This window comes from Propioniciclava sp. MC1683 (genome assembly GCF_014164675.1).
Taxonomy (GTDB): domain Bacteria; phylum Actinomycetota; class Actinomycetes; order Propionibacteriales; family Propionibacteriaceae; genus Propioniciclava.
In genome coordinates, this window is sequence record NZ_JACJFX010000007.1 from 111,199 (window position 1) to 128,435 (window position 17,237).

16 protein-coding genes are annotated in these 17,237 nt (G+C 71.1%); 9 read left to right on the forward strand and 7 right to left on the reverse strand.

What is annotated here, in order from left to right; genetic code table 11:
- Positions 1 to 12: 12 nt before the first annotated feature.
- The 3 genes from H5397_RS06445 to H5397_RS06455 form a co-directional block, all read right to left on the reverse strand.
- Positions 13 to 618, reverse strand: a complete 606-nt coding sequence (locus H5397_RS06445; protein WP_182815793.1) for a hypothetical protein — start codon at positions 616 to 618, stop codon at positions 13 to 15.
- Between the two features lie 161 nt (positions 619 to 779).
- A complete protein-coding gene (locus H5397_RS06450; protein WP_208090929.1) occupies positions 780 to 2,402 on the reverse strand; it encodes a cation acetate symporter in 1,623 nt (540 codons plus the stop codon).
- The gene (locus H5397_RS06455) at positions 2,399 to 2,830 is read right to left on the reverse strand and encodes a DUF485 domain-containing protein (protein WP_182815795.1); all 432 of its coding nucleotides are present in this window, start codon (positions 2,828 to 2,830) and stop codon (positions 2,399 to 2,401) included. Before H5397_RS06455 ends, H5397_RS06450 begins: the two co-directional genes overlap by 4 nt.
- A gap of 155 nt (positions 2,831 to 2,985) precedes the next feature.
- Between H5397_RS06455 and H5397_RS06460 the strand changes: the two genes are divergently transcribed.
- The 6 genes from H5397_RS06460 to H5397_RS06485 all read left to right on the forward strand — a co-directional run bounded on the left by H5397_RS06460 (position 2,986) and on the right by H5397_RS06485 (position 9,335).
- Entirely contained in the window at positions 2,986 to 3,258 is a 273-nt protein-coding gene (locus H5397_RS06460; protein ID WP_220492061.1) for a YlxR family protein, read from the forward strand.
- A 138-nt stretch (positions 3,259 to 3,396) separates the two neighbouring features.
- Positions 3,397 to 6,276, forward strand: coding sequence for a translation initiation factor IF-2 (gene infB, locus H5397_RS06465; protein WP_182815797.1), 2,880 nt, complete (start codon positions 3,397 to 3,399; stop codon positions 6,274 to 6,276).
- A gap of 216 nt (positions 6,277 to 6,492) precedes the next feature.
- On the forward strand, positions 6,493 to 6,942 hold the full coding sequence (rbfA, locus tag H5397_RS06470; protein WP_182815799.1) for a 30S ribosome-binding factor RbfA: 450 nt from the start codon (positions 6,493 to 6,495) through the stop codon (positions 6,940 to 6,942).
- Positions 6,943 to 6,946: 4 nt separating this feature from the next.
- A complete protein-coding gene (gene truB, locus H5397_RS06475) occupies positions 6,947 to 7,846 on the forward strand; it encodes a tRNA pseudouridine(55) synthase TruB (RefSeq protein WP_182815801.1) in 900 nt (299 codons plus the stop codon).
- 51 nt (positions 7,847 to 7,897) lie between these two features.
- Positions 7,898 to 8,833, forward strand: a complete 936-nt coding sequence (locus tag H5397_RS06480) for a bifunctional riboflavin kinase/FAD synthetase (protein ID WP_182815802.1) — start codon at positions 7,898 to 7,900, stop codon at positions 8,831 to 8,833.
- A gap of 49 nt (positions 8,834 to 8,882) precedes the next feature.
- On the forward strand, positions 8,883 to 9,335 hold the full coding sequence (locus H5397_RS06485) for a hypothetical protein (RefSeq protein ID WP_182815804.1): 453 nt from the start codon (positions 8,883 to 8,885) through the stop codon (positions 9,333 to 9,335).
- Between the two features lie 62 nt (positions 9,336 to 9,397).
- Here H5397_RS06485 and H5397_RS06490 read toward each other — a convergent pair whose 3' ends face one another.
- The 4 genes from H5397_RS06490 to H5397_RS06505 form a co-directional block, all read right to left on the reverse strand.
- On the reverse strand, positions 9,398 to 9,907 hold the full coding sequence (locus tag H5397_RS06490; protein ID WP_182815806.1) for a GNAT family N-acetyltransferase: 510 nt from the start codon (positions 9,905 to 9,907) through the stop codon (positions 9,398 to 9,400).
- 193 nt (positions 9,908 to 10,100) lie between these two features.
- Positions 10,101 to 11,501 (reverse strand): NAD(P)(+) transhydrogenase (Re/Si-specific) subunit beta, encoded by a 1,401-nt coding sequence (locus H5397_RS06495; protein WP_182815808.1) that lies wholly within the window; start codon positions 11,499 to 11,501, stop codon positions 10,101 to 10,103.
- A complete protein-coding gene (locus H5397_RS06500; protein WP_182815810.1) occupies positions 11,498 to 11,800 on the reverse strand; it encodes an NAD(P) transhydrogenase subunit alpha in 303 nt (100 codons plus the stop codon). Before H5397_RS06500 ends, H5397_RS06495 begins: the two co-directional genes overlap by 4 nt.
- A gap of 5 nt (positions 11,801 to 11,805) precedes the next feature.
- The gene (locus H5397_RS06505; protein WP_182815812.1) at positions 11,806 to 13,008 is read right to left on the reverse strand and encodes an NAD(P) transhydrogenase subunit alpha; all 1,203 of its coding nucleotides are present in this window, start codon (positions 13,006 to 13,008) and stop codon (positions 11,806 to 11,808) included.
- 241 nt (positions 13,009 to 13,249) lie between these two features.
- On the opposite strand from H5397_RS06505, the gene rpsO reads away from it, so the two are divergent.
- From rpsO to H5397_RS06520, 3 genes are all read left to right on the forward strand, one after another.
- A complete protein-coding gene (rpsO, locus tag H5397_RS06510; protein ID WP_182815814.1) occupies positions 13,250 to 13,513 on the forward strand; it encodes a 30S ribosomal protein S15 in 264 nt (87 codons plus the stop codon).
- Between the two features lie 303 nt (positions 13,514 to 13,816).
- Complete coding sequence (locus H5397_RS06515; protein ID WP_182815958.1) at positions 13,817 to 16,039, forward strand: polyribonucleotide nucleotidyltransferase; 2,223 nt, start codon at positions 13,817 to 13,819, stop codon at positions 16,037 to 16,039.
- Positions 16,040 to 16,319: 280 nt separating this feature from the next.
- A complete protein-coding gene (locus H5397_RS06520; RefSeq protein WP_182815816.1) occupies positions 16,320 to 17,228 on the forward strand; it encodes a hypothetical protein in 909 nt (302 codons plus the stop codon).
- Positions 17,229 to 17,237 lie beyond the last annotated feature (9 nt).

Here is a 17,237-nt window from a genome sequence, read left to right on the forward strand (position 1 = left end):
CGGGGGAGAGGATCAGCGGTTGCCGCGTCCCATCCCCTTGCCGTGGCCACCGGGGCCGCCGGGTCCGCCCGGGCCACCGCCGCCGATGACGCCGGCCTCGACGGCCTTCTTGACCGCGTCGGCCTCGGTCTGGGTCAGCTTGCCGTCGGTGACGGCCTGATCGAGCCGGTCCTGCAGCGCGGCGGCACGCGTGGCGTCGCGCTCGGCGTCCAGGGCCGTGAGGGCCTCGGTCACCGTGGCCTCATTGACGCCGAGGGCCTTCGCAAGCTCAGCGGCCAGCTCGGCACGACGCTCCTCGAGCGTCGGGCGCGTGGTGGTGTCGTCGGCCTGGTGGGCCTCGCGGAGGGCGTCGTGGGCGGCCTGCAGGGCATCGGCGACCTTGTCCTCGTCGAGGCCGAGCTTCTCGGCCAGCTGCGCGGCCTGCATGCCCCCGCGCATCTCGCCGCGCATCTCAGCGCGGCCCCAGCCCTGCTGCTGGCCGGCGGCCGGCGTGGTCGCCGCGGGGGTCGGGTCGGCGGTCGGGTCCGCGGCCTGGGCGATGCCGGCGAAGCCAGCGGCTCCACCCAGCACCAGGGCCGTGGCGCCGAGGCCGAGGCCGATCTTCTGGATGTTCTTCATGGTGAATCCCTTCCTGGGTTCGTCGATGACACCATTCAGCACCCGCGCACTTTCAGGAGGCTGCGGCGTCCCTGTCAGGAAGCTGTGAGTGCGTGCCCCGGGAACGCCGGACGGCCGGCCCCACGAGGGGACCGGCCGTCCGGGAGAGCGGTGACCGAGGGTCAGTGGGCGATGGCCTCGCCCGCGCCCGCACCGGTCATGGAGCGGACCTCCATCTCGGCCGCGAGCTCCTGGTCGCCACGCACCGGCGAGGTGATCGTGCCGATGTAGCCGGCCAGGAAGGCCAGCGGCACCGAGACGAGCGCCGGGTTGGTGAGCGGGAACCACGCGAAGTTGATCGCCTCGCCCAGCATCGCGGACTTGGAGCCCGAGATGGAGGGGGAGAACAGGATCAGGACGACCGAGCTGATGAGGCCGGTGTAGATCGACCAGACCGAACCGCGGGTGTTGAACCGGCGCCAGTACATCGTGTACAGGATCGACGGCAGGTTCGCCGAGGCGGCGACCGCGAAGGCCAGGGAGATCAGGAAGGCGATGTTCTGGCCGTTGGCGAAGATGCCGCCGACGATCGCCAGGGCGCCGATCACGATGGAGGTGATGCGGGCGACCTTGACCTCCTGCTCGGGGTCGGCCTTGCCGCCCTTGAGGATGGAGTTGTACACGTCGTGGGCGAAGGACGCCGACGCCGTGATCGTCAGGCCGGCGACGACCGCGAGGATCGTCGCGAAGGCGACACCGGAGATGATGCCCATGAAGATCTCGCCACCGAGCTCGAGGGCGAGCAGGGGGGCTGCAGCGTTCGCGCCACCGGGGGCGGCGAGGATCGCGGCCGGGCCGACCAGCTTGGCGGCACCCATGCCGAGGACCAGCGTGATCAGGAAGAACACGCCGATCAGGGCGATGGCCCACACGGCGGAGCGGCGGGCCTCCTTGGCGGTGGGCACCGTGTAGAAGCGCATGAGCACGTGGGGCAGGCCCGAGGGGCCGGCGACCAGCGCGATCGACAGGGAGAGGAAGGACAGCTTGGTCCACTCGGAGGCGCCGTACTGCTGCATCGGGACGAGGAGGTCCTTGCCGTTGCCGTAGGCCGGGTCGAGGGCGGCAGTCTGGGCCTGCGCCATGAGGGCGGACAGGTTGAAGCCGTCACCGAGCAGGACGAGCAGGGCCATGATCGCGGCGCCGCCGACGAGCAGGACGGCCTTGATCATCTGGACCCACGTGGTGCCCTTCATGCCACCGATGAGCACGTAGGCGATCATCAGCAGGCCGACCAAGCCGATGACGAGCGACTGCATGTTGCGGTCGGAGACACCGAGCAGCAGGGCGACGAGGCCGCCCGCGCCGGCCATCTGGGCCAGCAGGTACACGAACGAGATGACGAGCGTCGAGGTCGCGGCGGCGGTGCGCACCGGCTTCTGGTTCATCCGGAAGCTGAGGACGTCGGCCATCGTGTACTTGCCGGTGTTGCGCAGCGGCTCGGCCACGAGGAACAGGGCCACGATCCAGGCGACGAAGAAGCCGACGGAGTAGAGCAGGCCGTCGTAGCCGTACAGGGCGATGGCGCCCGTCACGCCGAGGAAGGCGGCGGCGGACAGGTAGTCACCCGTGATGGCCAGGCCGTTCTGGCGGCCGGAGAAGGCGGCGCCACCGGTGTAGAAGTCGGTGGCCTTCGACTTCTGGCGGGTCACGATGATGACGATGGCCATCGTGGCGACCACGAACAGGGCGAAGACGCCGATGTTGATCGCGGGGTTGCCGTACTGTGCGGTCTCCAAGAGCATCATGCGGACGCCCCCTTCTCGAGCTGGGCCTTCAGCGCGCCCGAGACGGGGTCGAGCTTCTTGTTGGCGAAGTTGACGTAGATGTAGGTCCACGCGTACACGACCGCGAACTGCAGCAGGCCGATCGTCATGCCGATGCTCAGCGACCCGATGAGCGGGGTCGCCATGAAGTCGACGGCGTAGATCGACAGCAGCACGAAGGTGAAGTAGGACACCAGGCCGGCGACCGTCATCGGGAAGGCGAACTTCCGGAAGGTCGACCGGAGGTTCTCGTACTCGGCGGTCTTGGACACGGCCACGAACGACTCGGTGGTCGGGGCCTCGTGGGGCTTCTCGGTGTGGACCAGCTCAGGCAGGGGCCAGTGGTCCTCGGGAAGGTGGAACTCGGTCTCGTCTTCCCACTTGTCGGGAGACTGATCACGTTGCGTCATGCAGGGCGCTCCTCACGGCGGCCGTGGGGCCCTCCTTGGCCCCGCTGGCAGAACGGTAAGGCATCCCCGAAAGAATCTCAACATCGAGATTGTTGATATCGAGTAACTTCTCACAGGGAGGTCTTGGCCCCATCCTCCATCGGTAGGCTGACGGGGTGCCAATCAGGATGTGCGTCGGGTGCCGCGTGAGTGCCGAGCAGGCCGAGCTGGTGCGCGTGGCCCCCACGGCATCCGGTCTGGTGGTGAGCCGCACGGCCCCCGGACGAGGCGCCTGGCTGCACCCCGGCTGCGGTGCCGCCGCCCTCAAGCGGCGGGCGATCCCGCGGGCCCTCAGGGCGGACGCCGTGGACCCGGCCCAGCTCGCCGCCGTGGTCGCGCAGGTGGACGCGCTGGCCGCCACTTGGGCAAATCAGGGGTCCAGCGACTAGACTGGCGGACGCGCTTCGCGCAGCTCGTGCGCGAACACAACCAGAAGGTGGGCTAACGCTCATGACCACTCGATGAGTACCCAGAAATGAGCAACAACAACTAACTGGCCTGCGCGCTCGCGGGCCTGAAGGAGAGTAGTGGCCAAGGTCCGCGTCTACGAATTTGCCAAGGAGCATGGGCTCGAGAGCAAGGACGTACTGAAGACCCTCCAGGACATGGGGGAGTACGTCCGCTCGGCATCCTCGACGATTGAGCCGCCGGTGGTCCGGCGACTGACGGAGAAGTTGAAGTCCAGCCAGCCCGCGTCCGAGGCGTCCGCCCCGGCCCCGGCCGGCCCGTCCCCCAAGCCCGCAGCGGCTGCCCCGCGCCCCGGCGCCCCGGCACCGCGCCCGGCCGCCCCCCGTGCGGCGGCCCCGCAGGCACCCGCCCCGGCAGCGCCCCAGCCGCCGGCCCCCGCGCCCCAGGCGCCCGCCGCCCAGGCCCCCGCGACCCCGGTGGCACCCGCCCCGCAGGCTCCTGCACCGCGCCCCGCGGCCCAGGCTCCCGCGCCCGGCCCCCGTCCGGCCGCCCCGGCTCCCCGCCCGTCCGCGCCCGGCCCCCGTCCGGGTGCTGCGGGTCCGCGTCCCGGCGCTCCCGGCCCGCGTCCCGGCGGCACCGGTGGCCTCCCCGGCCAGCGGCCCGGCCGTCCGTCCGGCGCCTCGCGCCCGGGCAACAACCCGTTCGCGCCGAGCCAGGGCATGGGCGTCCGTCGCCCGCGCCCCGACGGCCCGGCCGGCGCACCCCGCCCGGGTGCCCCGGGTGCCGGGCGCCCCGGCCCGCGCCCCGGTGCCGAGGGCGGCGCCCCGCGCATGCCCCGTCCCGGTGGGACCGGCGGCCTGCCCGGCATGCCGCGCCCGAACCCGGCCATGATGCCGCGCCAGCAGTCCACGCAGCTCTCGCCCGCCGGCACGCGTCCGGGTCGCCCCGGTGGCGGCCCCGGCGGCCCCGGTCGTGGGCGTCCCGGCGGTGGCGGCGGCGGTCCTCGTCCCGGCATGGGCGGTGGCCCGGCGCCGATGGGCGGTGGCGGTCGCGGTCGTGGTGGCCGTACCGGCAGCACCCAGGGTGCGTTCGGACGCGGGGGAGGCCCCGCGCGCCGTGGTCGGAAGAGCAAGAAGGCGCGTCGCGCAGAGTTCGACCAGATGGAGGCCCCGACGATCGGTGGCGTCCGCATCCGGCAGGGTGACGGCCAGAAGGTCCGCCTCCGTCGTGGTGCGTCGCTGACCGACCTGGCCGAGAAGATCGGCGTCGAGCCGGCATCGCTGGTGCAGGTGCTGTTCCACCTGGGCGAGATGGTCAACGCCACCCAGTCGGTGGCCGACGACACGCTGCAGGTGCTGGGTGCCGAGCTGAACTACGCCATCGAGGTCGTCTCCCCCGAGGACGAGGACCGCGAGCTGCTCGAGTCGTTCGACATCGAGTTCGGCGAGGACTTCGGCGACGAGGACGACCTCGAGTCGCGCCCGCCGGTGGTCACCGTCATGGGTCACGTCGACCACGGAAAGACCAAGCTGCTCGACGCGCTGCGCCACGCCAACGTGGTGGCGGGCGAGGCCGGCGGCATCACGCAGGCCATCGGTGCCTACCAGGTCGCGACCGAGGTTGGCGACGAGGAGCGTCGCATCACCCTGATCGACACCCCCGGTCACGAGGCGTTCACCGCCATGCGTGCCCGTGGTGCCAAGTCGACCGACATCGCCATCCTGGTGGTAGCGGCCGACGACGGTGTGATGCCCCAGACGATCGAGGCCCTCAACCACGCCAAGGCGGCCGACGTGCCGATCGTGGTGGCGGTCAACAAGATCGACAAGGAGACCGCAGACCCGGTCAAGGTTCGTGGTGAGCTCACCGAGTACGGCCTCATCCCCGAGGAGTACGGCGGCGACACGATGTTCGTCGACGTCTCGGCGGTCACCCGCCAGGGCCTCGACAACCTCCTGGAGGCCGTCGTCCTGACCGCGGACGCCGCGCTCGACTTGCGCGCCAACCCCGACATGCCCGCCCAGGGCGTGGCGATCGAGGCGCACCTCGACAAGGGCCGCGGCCCCGTGGCCACCGTCCTGGTGCACCGCGGCACGCTGCGCACCGGTGACTCGATCGTCGCGGGCTCGGCCCACGGCCGCGTGCGTGCGATGATCACCGACTCGGGCGAGACCGTCGACGAGGCCCCGCCCTCGATGCCGGTCCAGGTGCTCGGCCTCACGTCGGTCCCCGGCGCGGGCGACAACTTCCTGGTCGTCGACGACGACCGGATGGCCCGCCAGATCGCCGACAAGCGGGAGGCCCGCCAGCGTGCGGCCCTGCTGGCCAAGACGACCCGGCGCAAGACCCTCGACCAGCTGTTCGAGCAGCTGGAGAAGGGCGAGACGCAGGAGCTCAAGCTCATCCTCAAGGGCGACTCGGCCGGTTCGGTCGAGGCGCTGGAGGACTCGCTGGCCAAGATCGAGGTCGACGACGAGGTCTCGCTGCGCGTCATCGACCGCGGTGTCGGTGCCATCACCGAGACCAACGTGTCGCTGGCCGCGGCGTCCGACGCCGTCATCATCGGCTACAACGTCCGCGCCCAGGGCAAGGCCACGCAGATGGCCGACGCCGAGGGTGTCGACATCCGCTACTACTCGGTCATCTACGCCGCGATCGATGAGGTGGAGGCCGCCCTCAAGGGCATGCTCAAGCCCATCTACGAGGAGAAGACCATGGGGCAGGCGGAGATCCGCGAGATCTTCAAGAGCTCCAAGTTCGGCACCATCGCCGGCTGCATGGTCCTCGAGGGTCACATCAAGCGCAACGCCAAGGCCCGCCTCCTCCGCGACGGCGTGGTCATCACCGAGACGTCCATCGCGTCGCTGCGGCGCGAGAAGGACGACGTCACCGATGTCCGCGAGGGTTACGAGTGTGGTCTCACGCTCCACAACTACAACGACATCAAGCACGGCGACGTCGTCGAGACGTACGAGATGGTGGAGAAGCCGCGCGACTGAGTTCGAGTGGTGCTGGGGGGGCGGGGCGTCCGGAACACGGGTCCCGCCCCCTCGCGCGTCCGGCTCCTTCGTCGCCGGACTGCGAGGATGCCCGACCGAACCCTGACCCGTGTTCCGGACGCCCCGCCCCTGCCCCTTCCGTCGGCGCGCGGGTGCGGGTGGGTGCTCGGGCCCCTACTAGACTGCTGATTCCGTTCGAGAAGAGAGGACCCGACCATGGGGAACCCCCGCTACATCAAGGTGGCCGAGCAGATCAAGGTGATCGTTGCCGAGCTCCTCGAGCGGCGCATCAAGGACCCCCGCCTCGGTGAGTTCGTGACCGTCACCGACGTGCGCCTCACCGGCGACGGCCGCGAGGCCACCGTGTTCTACACCGTCCTGGGCGGTGAGGAGCAGCGCGCCGGCACGGCCGCGGCCCTCGCATCCGCCAACGGCATGATCCGCTCGACGGTCGGCAAGCAGCTCGGCATGAAGTTCACCCCGACCATCGCGTTCGTCCTCGACGCGGTGCCCGAGAGCGCCGCCGAGATGGAGGCCCTGCTCGCCCGCGCCCGGGCGCAGGACGCCGACCTCGCCGCCCGCTCCGCCGGCGCCACCTACGCCGGCGAGGCCGACCCGTACAAGAAGCCCCACGAGGACGACGACGTCGACCCCGACGAGGCCTGAGCCGGTGGCCGAACCCGCGCTGCTCGTCGTCGACAAGCCCGGCGGCATCACCAGCCACCAGGTCGTCGCCCGGGCACGGCGGGCCCTGGGAACCAAGAAGGTCGGGCACGCCGGCACGCTCGACCCGATGGCGACCGGCGTGCTGGTCCTCGGCGTCGAGAAGGGCACCCGCCTGCTCGGTCACCTGCTCCTGACGACCAAGACCTACGAGGCCACCATCCGCCTTGGGCAGGCCACCAACACCGACGACGCCGACGGCGAGGTCACCGACGCCCCCGGCGCGACGCTGGCGGAGGTCGGGCCGCGTCTGCAGGCGTCCGTCGCCGCCCTCACGGGCACGATCCAGCAGGTGCCCTCGAGCGTGTCGGCGATCAAGGTGGACGGCCAGCGGGCCTACGCGCTGGCCCGCAAGGGCGAGGACGTCCAGCTCGCCGCCCGCGAGGTCACGGTCTCCCGCTTCGACGTGCTCGACGTGCGCGAGACCGCCGCCGAGGGCGTGCGGGTCGTCGACATCGACGTGGTGGTCGACTGCAGCTCGGGCACCTACATCCGGGCCCTCGCCCGCGACCTCGGCGCCGCGCTCGGCACCGGCGGGCACCTCACCGTGCTGCGGCGCACCCGGGTCGGCCCGTTCGGCCTCGAGCACGCCACGTGGGACGCCGTGCTGCCCGAGCTGGCCCCCGGCGAGCTCTTCGACGTGCGCTCCTACCCGCTGGCAGACATCGCCCCCTTGGCCTTCGCCACCGTCGAGGTGGACGCCGAGGCGGCCCACGACGTCGGCTTCGGCCGCCCGCTGGCGCTGGACGTGCCCGCGGACCCGACCGCGCTGGTCCACGACGGCCGCCTGCTGGCCCTCTACCGGCCCGCGGACGCCGGGTCGGTGCCGGTCGCGGTGCTGGTCTAGGCTTGCGCGTTGTACTGTGGCGGGGGCAATCGCGAGGGAGAGGAACCGGAGTTGACACGGTCCGTGGTGGTGATCGGCAACTTCGACGGCGTGCACCCGGGCCACCAGCAGGTCCTGGCCGCCGCCCGCGAGGCCGAGCCGGGCGCCCCCCTGGTCGTGGTCACCTTCTGGCCCCACCCGATGGCCGTGATCCGCCCTGATGGCGCCCCCAAGCTGCTCACCAACCTCGAGGACCGCGTCGCCCTCCTGCGTCGCGCCGGCGCCGACGAGGTCCGCGTCCTGGAGTTCACCCGTGAGCTCTCCCAGCAGCGCCCGGAGCAGTTCGTCGAGCAGCACCTCCTGCCCCTGGACCCCGTCCGGATCGTGGTGGGGGAGAACTTCCGCTTCGGCCACCGCGCCTCCGGCACGGTCGGGACGCTTGCCGACCTCGGGCGCGGCCGCTTCGAGGTCACCGGGCTCCCGCTGGTGCACGTCGGCGACGAGGAGACGTGCAGCTCCGCCGTCCGCGAGGCCCTGGAGGCCGGGGACGTGCGCCACGCCGCCGAGCTGCTGGGGCGTCCCTTCCGGTTCCGCGGCTCGGTCTCGCACGGCGACAAGCGCGGCCGCGAGCTCGGCTTCCCGACCGCGAACCTGCCGGTCCCCAAGGAGTACGCCTGCCCGGCCGACGGCGTGTACGCCGGCTGGGTCACCCGCCTCGACGGCCTGGACGCCCACGGGGCCCCGCTGCCCGACGGCCAGGAGGCCCCCACGTGGCCGGCCGCGATCTCCGTGGGCCGCAACCCGACCTTCGACGGCCACGACCGCCGCGTGGAGAGCTTCGTCCTCGACCGCGACGACCTCGAGCTCTACGACGCGCCCATCGCCGTCGACTTCTGCGCCCGCATCCGCGGCCAGGTGAAGTTCACCGGGATCGAGGCGCTCATCGAGCAGATGGACGCCGACGTCGCCGCGGTGCGCACCGCGCTGGCCGAGCACCCCTGTCGCTGAGGCCCACGAGGGTCTTCCGCCAGGCGCGCCCCGGGCGCACACTGGTGCCATGGAGCTCATCGGGTTCCTCGCCGTCGCGGCCCTGACGCTCGCGGGCGTCATGCGCATGAAGAAGCGCCACGCCCGCCGCTCGGCCACGCCGCTGGGCCTCGACCCCGCCGACGCCGCCGAGCTGGACGCCATCGCCCAGCGCGTCCTGTGGGAGCGCCTGGGCGAGCGGTCGTCGGCCCTCGCGGCCCGGCTGCGGCTGGTCCTGACCCGGGGCGTCCCTCCCCGCGGCCTGGCCCCCGTCGCCGAAGGACAGCCGTGGCGCCTCACGTTCGCCGATGGCACGGTCGTCGCGGTCACCGCACCGCGCCGGGCCGACCTGGTCGAACTGCTGCTCTGCCTCTCCCTGGGCGAGGTCACCCTCGTCGGGCACCGCTTCGTCGGTGACGACGTGGTGTTGGCCTTCGCCTCGGGGGACCGGGTGGTCCGGGTGACCGCCGTGGGCGTCCCCTGAAACCGGCCCGGACGACGACAGGGCCCCACCCGAGCGGGTGGGGCCCTGTTCGTTCGCTGGGATCAGCGCATCAGCAGCGACTTGCGGTAGATGGCCTCGACGGGGTCGTCGGTGCCTTCACCCTCGCCGTCGATGACGGACATGTTCAGGGCGCTGCGGTGGTCGCCGGTGGGCGTGTAGCCCAGGCCGATGTACAGCGGGATCGCGGCGGGGTTGTCGGGCGTCACGCCGAGGAAGACCTCCTCGTAGCCGAGCTCGCGGGCCAGCTCCTCCAGGTGCTGGGTCATCTTGGCGCCCAGACCCATGCGGCGCGCCTGCGGGAACACCCACAGCAGCTTCATCTCGGGGACCAGCGGGGTGCCGTCGTCCTGCACCGTGTCGAGGATCACGCGGCCGGAGACCTTGCCGTCGATCAGGCCGACCACGACGTAGTAGCCCCCTGCGGCCTGCTTCTCGAGGTAGGACGCCGAGTGGCCCTTGGTCTTGGCTGTCTCGTTCGCCTCCAGCTCGGGCAGGTCCTCGGCGGTCGCAAGCCTCGTCTCGATCTGCGGCGTCTTGGGTGCCTCGGTCATTGTCGCCCTCCCTCGCTCGTGCACCGACGTGTGCCCACCCAGTCTGTCGGATGGGGCGCGAAACGCAAGTCCGTCTTGCCCGCCGGAAGGCCATCGTGACGGTCGCCGGAAGGTGCCTTGGCCCCGCGTCCACCCGGGGGAACGCCGCGGCGCCCACCGCTTCCGCGATGGGCGCCGACGACGGTCGTGGGGCTCAGCTGAGCTCCTTGACGTGGGTCACCACCTCGGCGATCGCCTGCTGCGCCGAGCCGTACAGCATCGAGGTGTTGTCGGCGAAGAACAGGGCGTTCTCGATGCCGGAGTAGCCCGCCCCGCGGCCGCGCTTGATGACGATGCACTGGCGGGCCTTGTCGGCGTCCAGGATCGGCATGCCGTAGATGGGGCTGGACTTGTCGGTGCGGGCGACGGGGTTGACCACGTCGTTCGCGCCGATGACCAGGGCCACGTCGCACAGCGGGAAGTCGGAGTTGATCTCGTCCAGGTCGAAGATCTGGTCGTAGGGCACCCCGGCCTCGGCGAGCAGCACGTTCATGTGGCCGGGCATGCGGCCCGCGACCGGGTGGATCGCGAACTTCACGTCGACGCCCTCGGCCTCCAGCAGCTTGGTCATCTCGTAGACCTTGTGCTGGGCGCCGGCCACGGCCATGCCGTAGCCCGGGACGATGATGACGCTCTCGGCGTAGCGCATCATGGCGGCGGCGTCCATGGCGGACACCTCCTTCATGGTGCCCTCCATGCCGCCCCCGGCCTGCGCCTCGCCCGTGATCGGGGCGAACAGCACGTTGGTCAACGGCCGGTTCATGGCCTTGGCCATGAGCTGGGTCAGCAGGGTGCCTGCCGCGCCGACCACGATGCCGGCGATGATGAGCGCCGGGTTTCCCAACACGTAGCCCTCGAGGCCGACGGCCAGGCCGGTGAACGCGTTGAGCAGCGAGATCACGACGGGCATGTCTGCGCCGCCGATCGGGCTGGTCAGGGCCAGGCCGAGGATGAGCGCCATGGCGAAGAACGCGATGACCAGCAGCGGGTGCGGGCCCCACACGACGATGGCGATGCCCAGGCCCAGCGTGACCAGCGAGTGCACCACGTTGCCGAAGTTCTGGACCGGCCAGCGCACGGCCTTCTTCATGACGCCCTGCAGCTTCGCCCACGCCAGCACCGAGCCGGAGAACGCCACCGAGCCGATGAAGGCGCCCAGCATGGCGAGCACGGCGTGCATGCCGGTGGGGGGCACGGGGCGGGTGAACTCGACCGCGGCGATGAGGGCCGCGGCGCCGCCGCCCATGCCGTTGTAGATGGCGACCATCTGCGGCATGTCGGTCATCTTCACGACGTTGCCCAGCCAGGCCGCCACCCCGGCGCCGATGGCGAGGGCCACGATGCACAGGATCAGGTTGACGCGCTTGTCGGCGGCGAAGTAGGCCAGGCCGCCGTCCTCGCCCGGGATGAAGAAGGTGGCCACGGTGGCCAGCACCATGCCCACGCCGGCCCACTTGATGCCGGCCGCGGCCGTCTTGGGCGAGCTCATCGCCTTCAGGCCGAAGATGAACAGGATGGCGGCGACCAGGTAGACGCCGTTGAGGACCCAGCTCATGCCGCGGCCCCCTTCTTGGAGTCGCCCTTGGCGGTGAACATGCCGAGCATCCGCTCGGTCACGACGTAGCCACCGGCTGCGTTTGCGGCGCCCAGGAGGACCGCGAGGAAGCCCAGCACCAGCTGGACCGGGGTCTCGGCGTGCACGAGCGCCCACATCGAGCCCACGAGCACGACGCCGTGCACGAAGTTCGAGCCCGACATCAGCGGCGTGTGCAGGATCACCGGCACGCGGCTGATCACCTCGTAGCCGACGAACGCGGCCAGGATGAAGATGTACAGGTACAACAGGTCCATCATGGCGATCAGGCCTCCTTGCCCTCGGCGCTGTCGGTGGTCGGTGCGGGGGCGGACGCCGCGGGTGCGGCTGGGGCGGGGGTCGGGTCGGGCAGGCCGAGGACCTTCGCGACGCCGGCGTGGACCACCCGGCCGCCGTGGGTCAGCGCGGTGCCCGCGATGACCTCGTCGGTCCAGTCGATCGTCAGCTCGCCGTCGGTGATCATCGGCGTGGTGAAGTTGAGCAGGTTCTTGGAGAACATCTCCGAGGTGTGCACCGGCATCCGGCCGGGCAGGTTGACCGGCCCGACGACGCGGGCGCCGCCCACCAGGACGTCCTTGCCCGCGACCGTGCCCTCGACGTTGCCGCCGCCCTCGGCGGCCATGTCGACCACGACCGAGCCGGGCTTCATGGCCTCGACCATCGCCCGGGTGACGATGACCGGCGCCTTCTTGCCCGGCACCGCGGCGGTGGTGATCAGGACGTCGGCCTCGGCGACCGCCTTGGCCAGCGCGGCGCGCTGCTTGTCGATCTCCTCGGCGGTGAGCTCGCGGGCGTAGCCACCCTCGCCGGCGGCGCTGACGCCGGTGTCGACGAACTTGGCGCCCAGGCTCTCGACCTGCTCGCGGGTCTCGGGGCGGACGTCGTAACCCTGCACCATCGCGCCCAGGCGCTTGGCCGTGGCGATGGCCTGCAGGCCGGCGACGCCGGCGCCGATGACGAGCGCCCGGGAGGGGCGGATCGTGCCGGCGGCGTAGGTGAGCATGGGGAAGAACTTCGGGGCCCGGGCGGCGGCGATCAACACGCACTGGTAGCCGGAGGCCGACCCCTGCGAGGACAGGATGTCCATCGACTGCGCGCGCGAGATGCGGGGGAGCAGCTCCATGGCGAAGGCCGTGACCCCCTTCTCCGCGAGGGCGGTGGCGTGCTCGACCGACGCGTAGGGCGTCAGCAGGCCCATGAGGACCTGCCCGGGCCGCAGGGCGGCCTGGTCGGCCGCGGAGAGGTTGCCGATCGTCCAGATGACGTCGCTGCCCGCGATGACCTCGGCCGAGGTGTCGACCCAGTCGACGTCCCCGAGGGAGGCGGGCGTGGCGAACGCGGCGTCCGTGGCGCCGCGCTGCACGAGCACGCGCGCGCCGAGGCCCGCGAGCTTCTTCACGACGTCACCGACGATGGGGGAGCGGGTCTCGTGTTCCGCACTGGCGGGGATCCCGATCACGACCGTCATGTGCACTCCTTTGCGCTGGTGACGCGCTCAGGCTACTACGCAGCGTCGTTTTCGAGGAATCTCACGACGTGGAGAAGTTTCAACTCCGACGACCGTGACCCGGGGGCGGCATCGACCGGGCCACGATTCGGCCGAAGCGGTCGGCGTCCGGTAGAGTGGCTCCTCGGCGTCAGGACGCCCGCGGAACAAGAGAGCCGCCCACCCGGGAACGGCACCGCGCAACGGACGAGGGGAGCTGCACATGGATGCCGCAACGAAGAAGGCCATCATCGAGGAGTACGCGACGAAGCCGGGCGACACGGGTTCCCCCGACGTCCAGATCGCGCTGCTCAGCAAGCGCATCGCGCACCTGACCGAGCACCTCAAGCAGCACAAGGGTGACCACCACAGCCGTCGTGGCCTCATGCTGCTGGTCGGCCAGCGGCGCCGCCTGCTGAACTACGTCGCCAAGAACGACGTCGAGCACTACCGTGCGCTGATCGCCCGTCTCGGCCTGCGCCGTTGACGTACACGACCTGAGTCAGGGGGTGGCCCGTGCGGCCACTCCCTGATTCGCATGTCAGGCGGCCGCCTGCTCGAACAGGGCAGTAGGCGCTAGCCTGACCACGGGTCCACACCGGTGTGTCCCACCGGCGAGCCCGACAACTGAAGACATGTCCACCGCTGCACCTGGCCCGCGCTGTTCGGTCCTCGGTAGTGGCCTCCGGGGCGCGAAGCGTCCCGTGGGCCTCGATCGAAGACCGAAACCCTACGAGAGAGATGGCCGGAGCTCAGGTGTCGCACACTTGAAAGGAAAGACTCCATGGCCATGGAGGGTCCCGACGTCCGCTTCACCGAGGCGGTCATCGACAACGGTTCGTACGGCAAGCACGTCGTGCGCTTCGAGTCCGGTCTGCTCGCGAAGCAGGCCAACGGCGCCGCCGCCGTGTACCTCGACGAGGACACGATGCTGCTGAGCGCCACCACCGCCCAGAACAACCCGCGTGACGCGATCGACTTCTTCCCGCTGACGGTCGACGTCGAGGAGCGCATGTACGCCGCGGGCCGCATCCCCGGCTCGTTCTTCCGCCGCGAGGGCCGCCCGTCCGAGGCCGCCATCCTCGCGTGCCGCCTCATCGACCGCCCGCTGCGCCCCTGCTTCGTCAAGGGCCTGCGCAACGAGGTCCAGGTCGTCGTCACCGTCATGGCGCTGAACCCGAACGTCCGCTACGACGTGCTCGCGATCAACGCCGCCTCGGCCTCCACCACGCTCGCCGGCCTGCCGTTCGCCGGCCCGGTCGGTGGCATCCGCGTCTCCCTCATCGGCGACCAGTGGGTCGGCTTCCCGACCGTGGAGCAGATGGAGGACTCCGTCTTCGACATGGCCGTCGCCGGCCGCGTCCTGCCCGACGGCGACGTCGCGATCATGATGGTCGAGGCCGGTGGCACCGAGACCACCGTCGACCAGGTCCGCGCCGGCAAGAAGGCCCCGACCGAGGAGGTCGTCGCCTCCGGTCTCGAGGCCGCCAAGCCGTTCATCAAGGCCCTGTGCGAGGCTCAGGTCGAGCTGGCCAACCAGCTGCCCAAGGCCATGAAGTCGTTCCCGGTCTTCCGCGACTACGAGGACGACGTCTACGAGGCCGTCGCCCAGACCGCCACGGAGCGACTCCAGGCCGTGATGAGCATCGCCGGCAAGCACGAGCGTGAGACCTCCACCGAGGACCTGCTCGCCGCCGTCCGCGAGGAGGTGGGCCCCCGCTTCGAGGGCCGCGAGAAGGAGGTCACCGGCGCCTACCGTGCCCTGACCAAGAAGGTCGTCCGCCGCAAGACCCTCACCGAGGGCGTCCGCATCGACGGCCGCGGCACCCGCGACATCCGCACCCTGTCGGCCGAGGTCGGCGTGCTCCCGCGCGTCCACGGCTCGGCGCTGTTCATGCGCGGCGAGACCCAGATCCTGGGCGTCTCCACGCTGAACATGCTCGACATGGAGCAGAAGCTGGACACGCTCTCGCCCGAGACGACCAAGCGCTACATGCACAACTACAACTTCCCGCCGTACTCCACCGGTGAGACCGGTCGCGTGGGTTCCCCCAAGCGCCGCGAGATCGGCCACGGGGCGCTTGCCGAGCGCGCGCTGGTGCCGGTGCTGCCGGCCCGCGAGGAGTTCCCCTACGCGATCCGCCAGGTCTCCGAGGCCCTCGGCTCGAACGGCTCGACCTCCATGGGGTCGGTCTGCGCCAGCTCGCTGTCGCTGATGAACGCCGGCGTGCCGCTGAAGGCCCCGGTCGCGGGCATCGCGATGGGCCTCATGAGCGAGGAGATCGACGGCGAGATGCGCTACGTCGCGCTCACCGACATCCTGGGTGCCGAGGACGCGCTGGGCGACATGGACTTCAAGGTCGCCGGCACGCGTGACTTCATCACCGCGCTCCAGCTTGACACCAAGCTCGACGGCATCCCGTCGGAGGTGCTCGGCTCGGCGCTGCAGCAGGCCCGCGAGGCGCGCCACACGCTGCTCGACGTGATGAACGAGGCCATCGACGTCCCCGACGAGATGAGCCTCTACGCGCCGCGCATCATCACGGTGAAGATCCCGGTCGACAAGATCGGCGAGGTCATCGGCCCCAAGGGCAAGATGATCAACCAGATCCAGGACGACACCGGCGCCAACATCTCGATCGAGGACGACGGCACGATCTTCATCGGCGCGACGAACGGCGAGTCCGCCGAGGCCGCCCGCTCCATGATCAACGCTATCGCCAACCCGACGATGCCCGAGAAGGGCGAGCGCTACCTGGGCACCGTGGTGAAGCTGATGGCGTTCGGCGCCTTCGTCTCGCTGCTGCCCGGCAAGGACGGCCTGCTGCACATCAGCAAGCTGCGCACGCTGAACAACGGCAACCGCGTCGAGAACGTCGAGGACGTCCTCTCCGTCGGCCAGAAGGTCCAGGTGGAGATCTCCGACATCGACGAGAAGGGCAAGCTCTCGCTGGTCCCGGTCGTCGAGGTCGAGAAGAAGGCCGAGGACGCCGAGGCCCCGGCCGAGGCCTGAGCCCCGGTCCGCTGACCAAGGACGGCGCCGCTCCCACCCGGGGGCGGCGCCGTTCCGCGTCCCGGTGTGGCGATTACCGGGTGTCGCGATCCTGAGCGGCTGGCGTCCGGGCAGGTGGCTGGCCGGGACTCACTCAGCTGGCGTTGCAGCGCCAGGCGAGTTCGTCTGGGGCAGCGGATTGGACGAGCGCAGCGGAGTGGGTTCCCGGGAGGGCGAACGGACAACAAACGGACAACACCTCGACCCACCGAATCGCCGTCGGAGCGGGTTGGCTGGTCCCATGGAACCGCGGATCTGGTCCACCTCCGACCTCGCCGAGCTCAAGGGGTGGGGCCCCATGGAGGTGCGGCGTGCCCTCCGTGAGGGCCGTCTGACCCGGGTCCGACGCGGGTCGTTCATCGAGGGCGCCGCGCCGCGACCCGTGGAGGCGCACAAGGCGCGGGTCAGGGCGACGGTGGGCACGCTCGGGGAGCACTCCGTGGTGAGCCACGTCTCGGCGGCGGTCCTCCACGGACTGCCGGTGCGACAGTCCCAGCTCGCGACCGTGTGGACCACGCGGCCCGGTTCCAACGGCGAGCGGACGCCGACGCTGCGGGTGGTCCGCGCCCCGGTCGCCGAGGACGAGCGCACGGTGGTGCACGGCGTCCCCGTCACGACACTGGCCCGCACCGTGGCGGACCTGGCGCGCACGGTCCCGTTCGAGTGGGGCGTCGCGGCTGCCGACGCAGCTCTTCGCGGGGGGATCGGTCGCGCCGTGTTGGAGCAGGCGCTCGACCGTGCGAGGAGGCGTCCCGGGCTGCGGCGGGCACGTCGCGTCGTCGCCTTCGCCGACGGCCGGGCCGAGTCGCCCGGGGAGTCGCTGAGCCGCGCGTTGTTCCTCCTCCACGACGTGCCCGCGCCCGTGCTCCAGCGCGAGGTCAGGACGGCGTCCGGGTTCGTCGTGGGGCGCGGTGACTTCGGGTGGGAGGACGACCATGTCATCGGCGAGTTCGACGGGGCGCTGAAGTACGACGGAACCCACGGTCGGCCGGAGGACGTGATCATGGCCGAGAAGCGACGGGAGCAGGCGTTCCGGGACGAGGGCTGGTGGCTGGTGCGCTGGGGCTGGGGCGAACTTGCCCGACCGGCCGTGCTCGCGGCGAGGATCCGGACCGCGTTGGCACAGGGTCGCTCTGATCGTGCGTCCTGACCGGCGCTC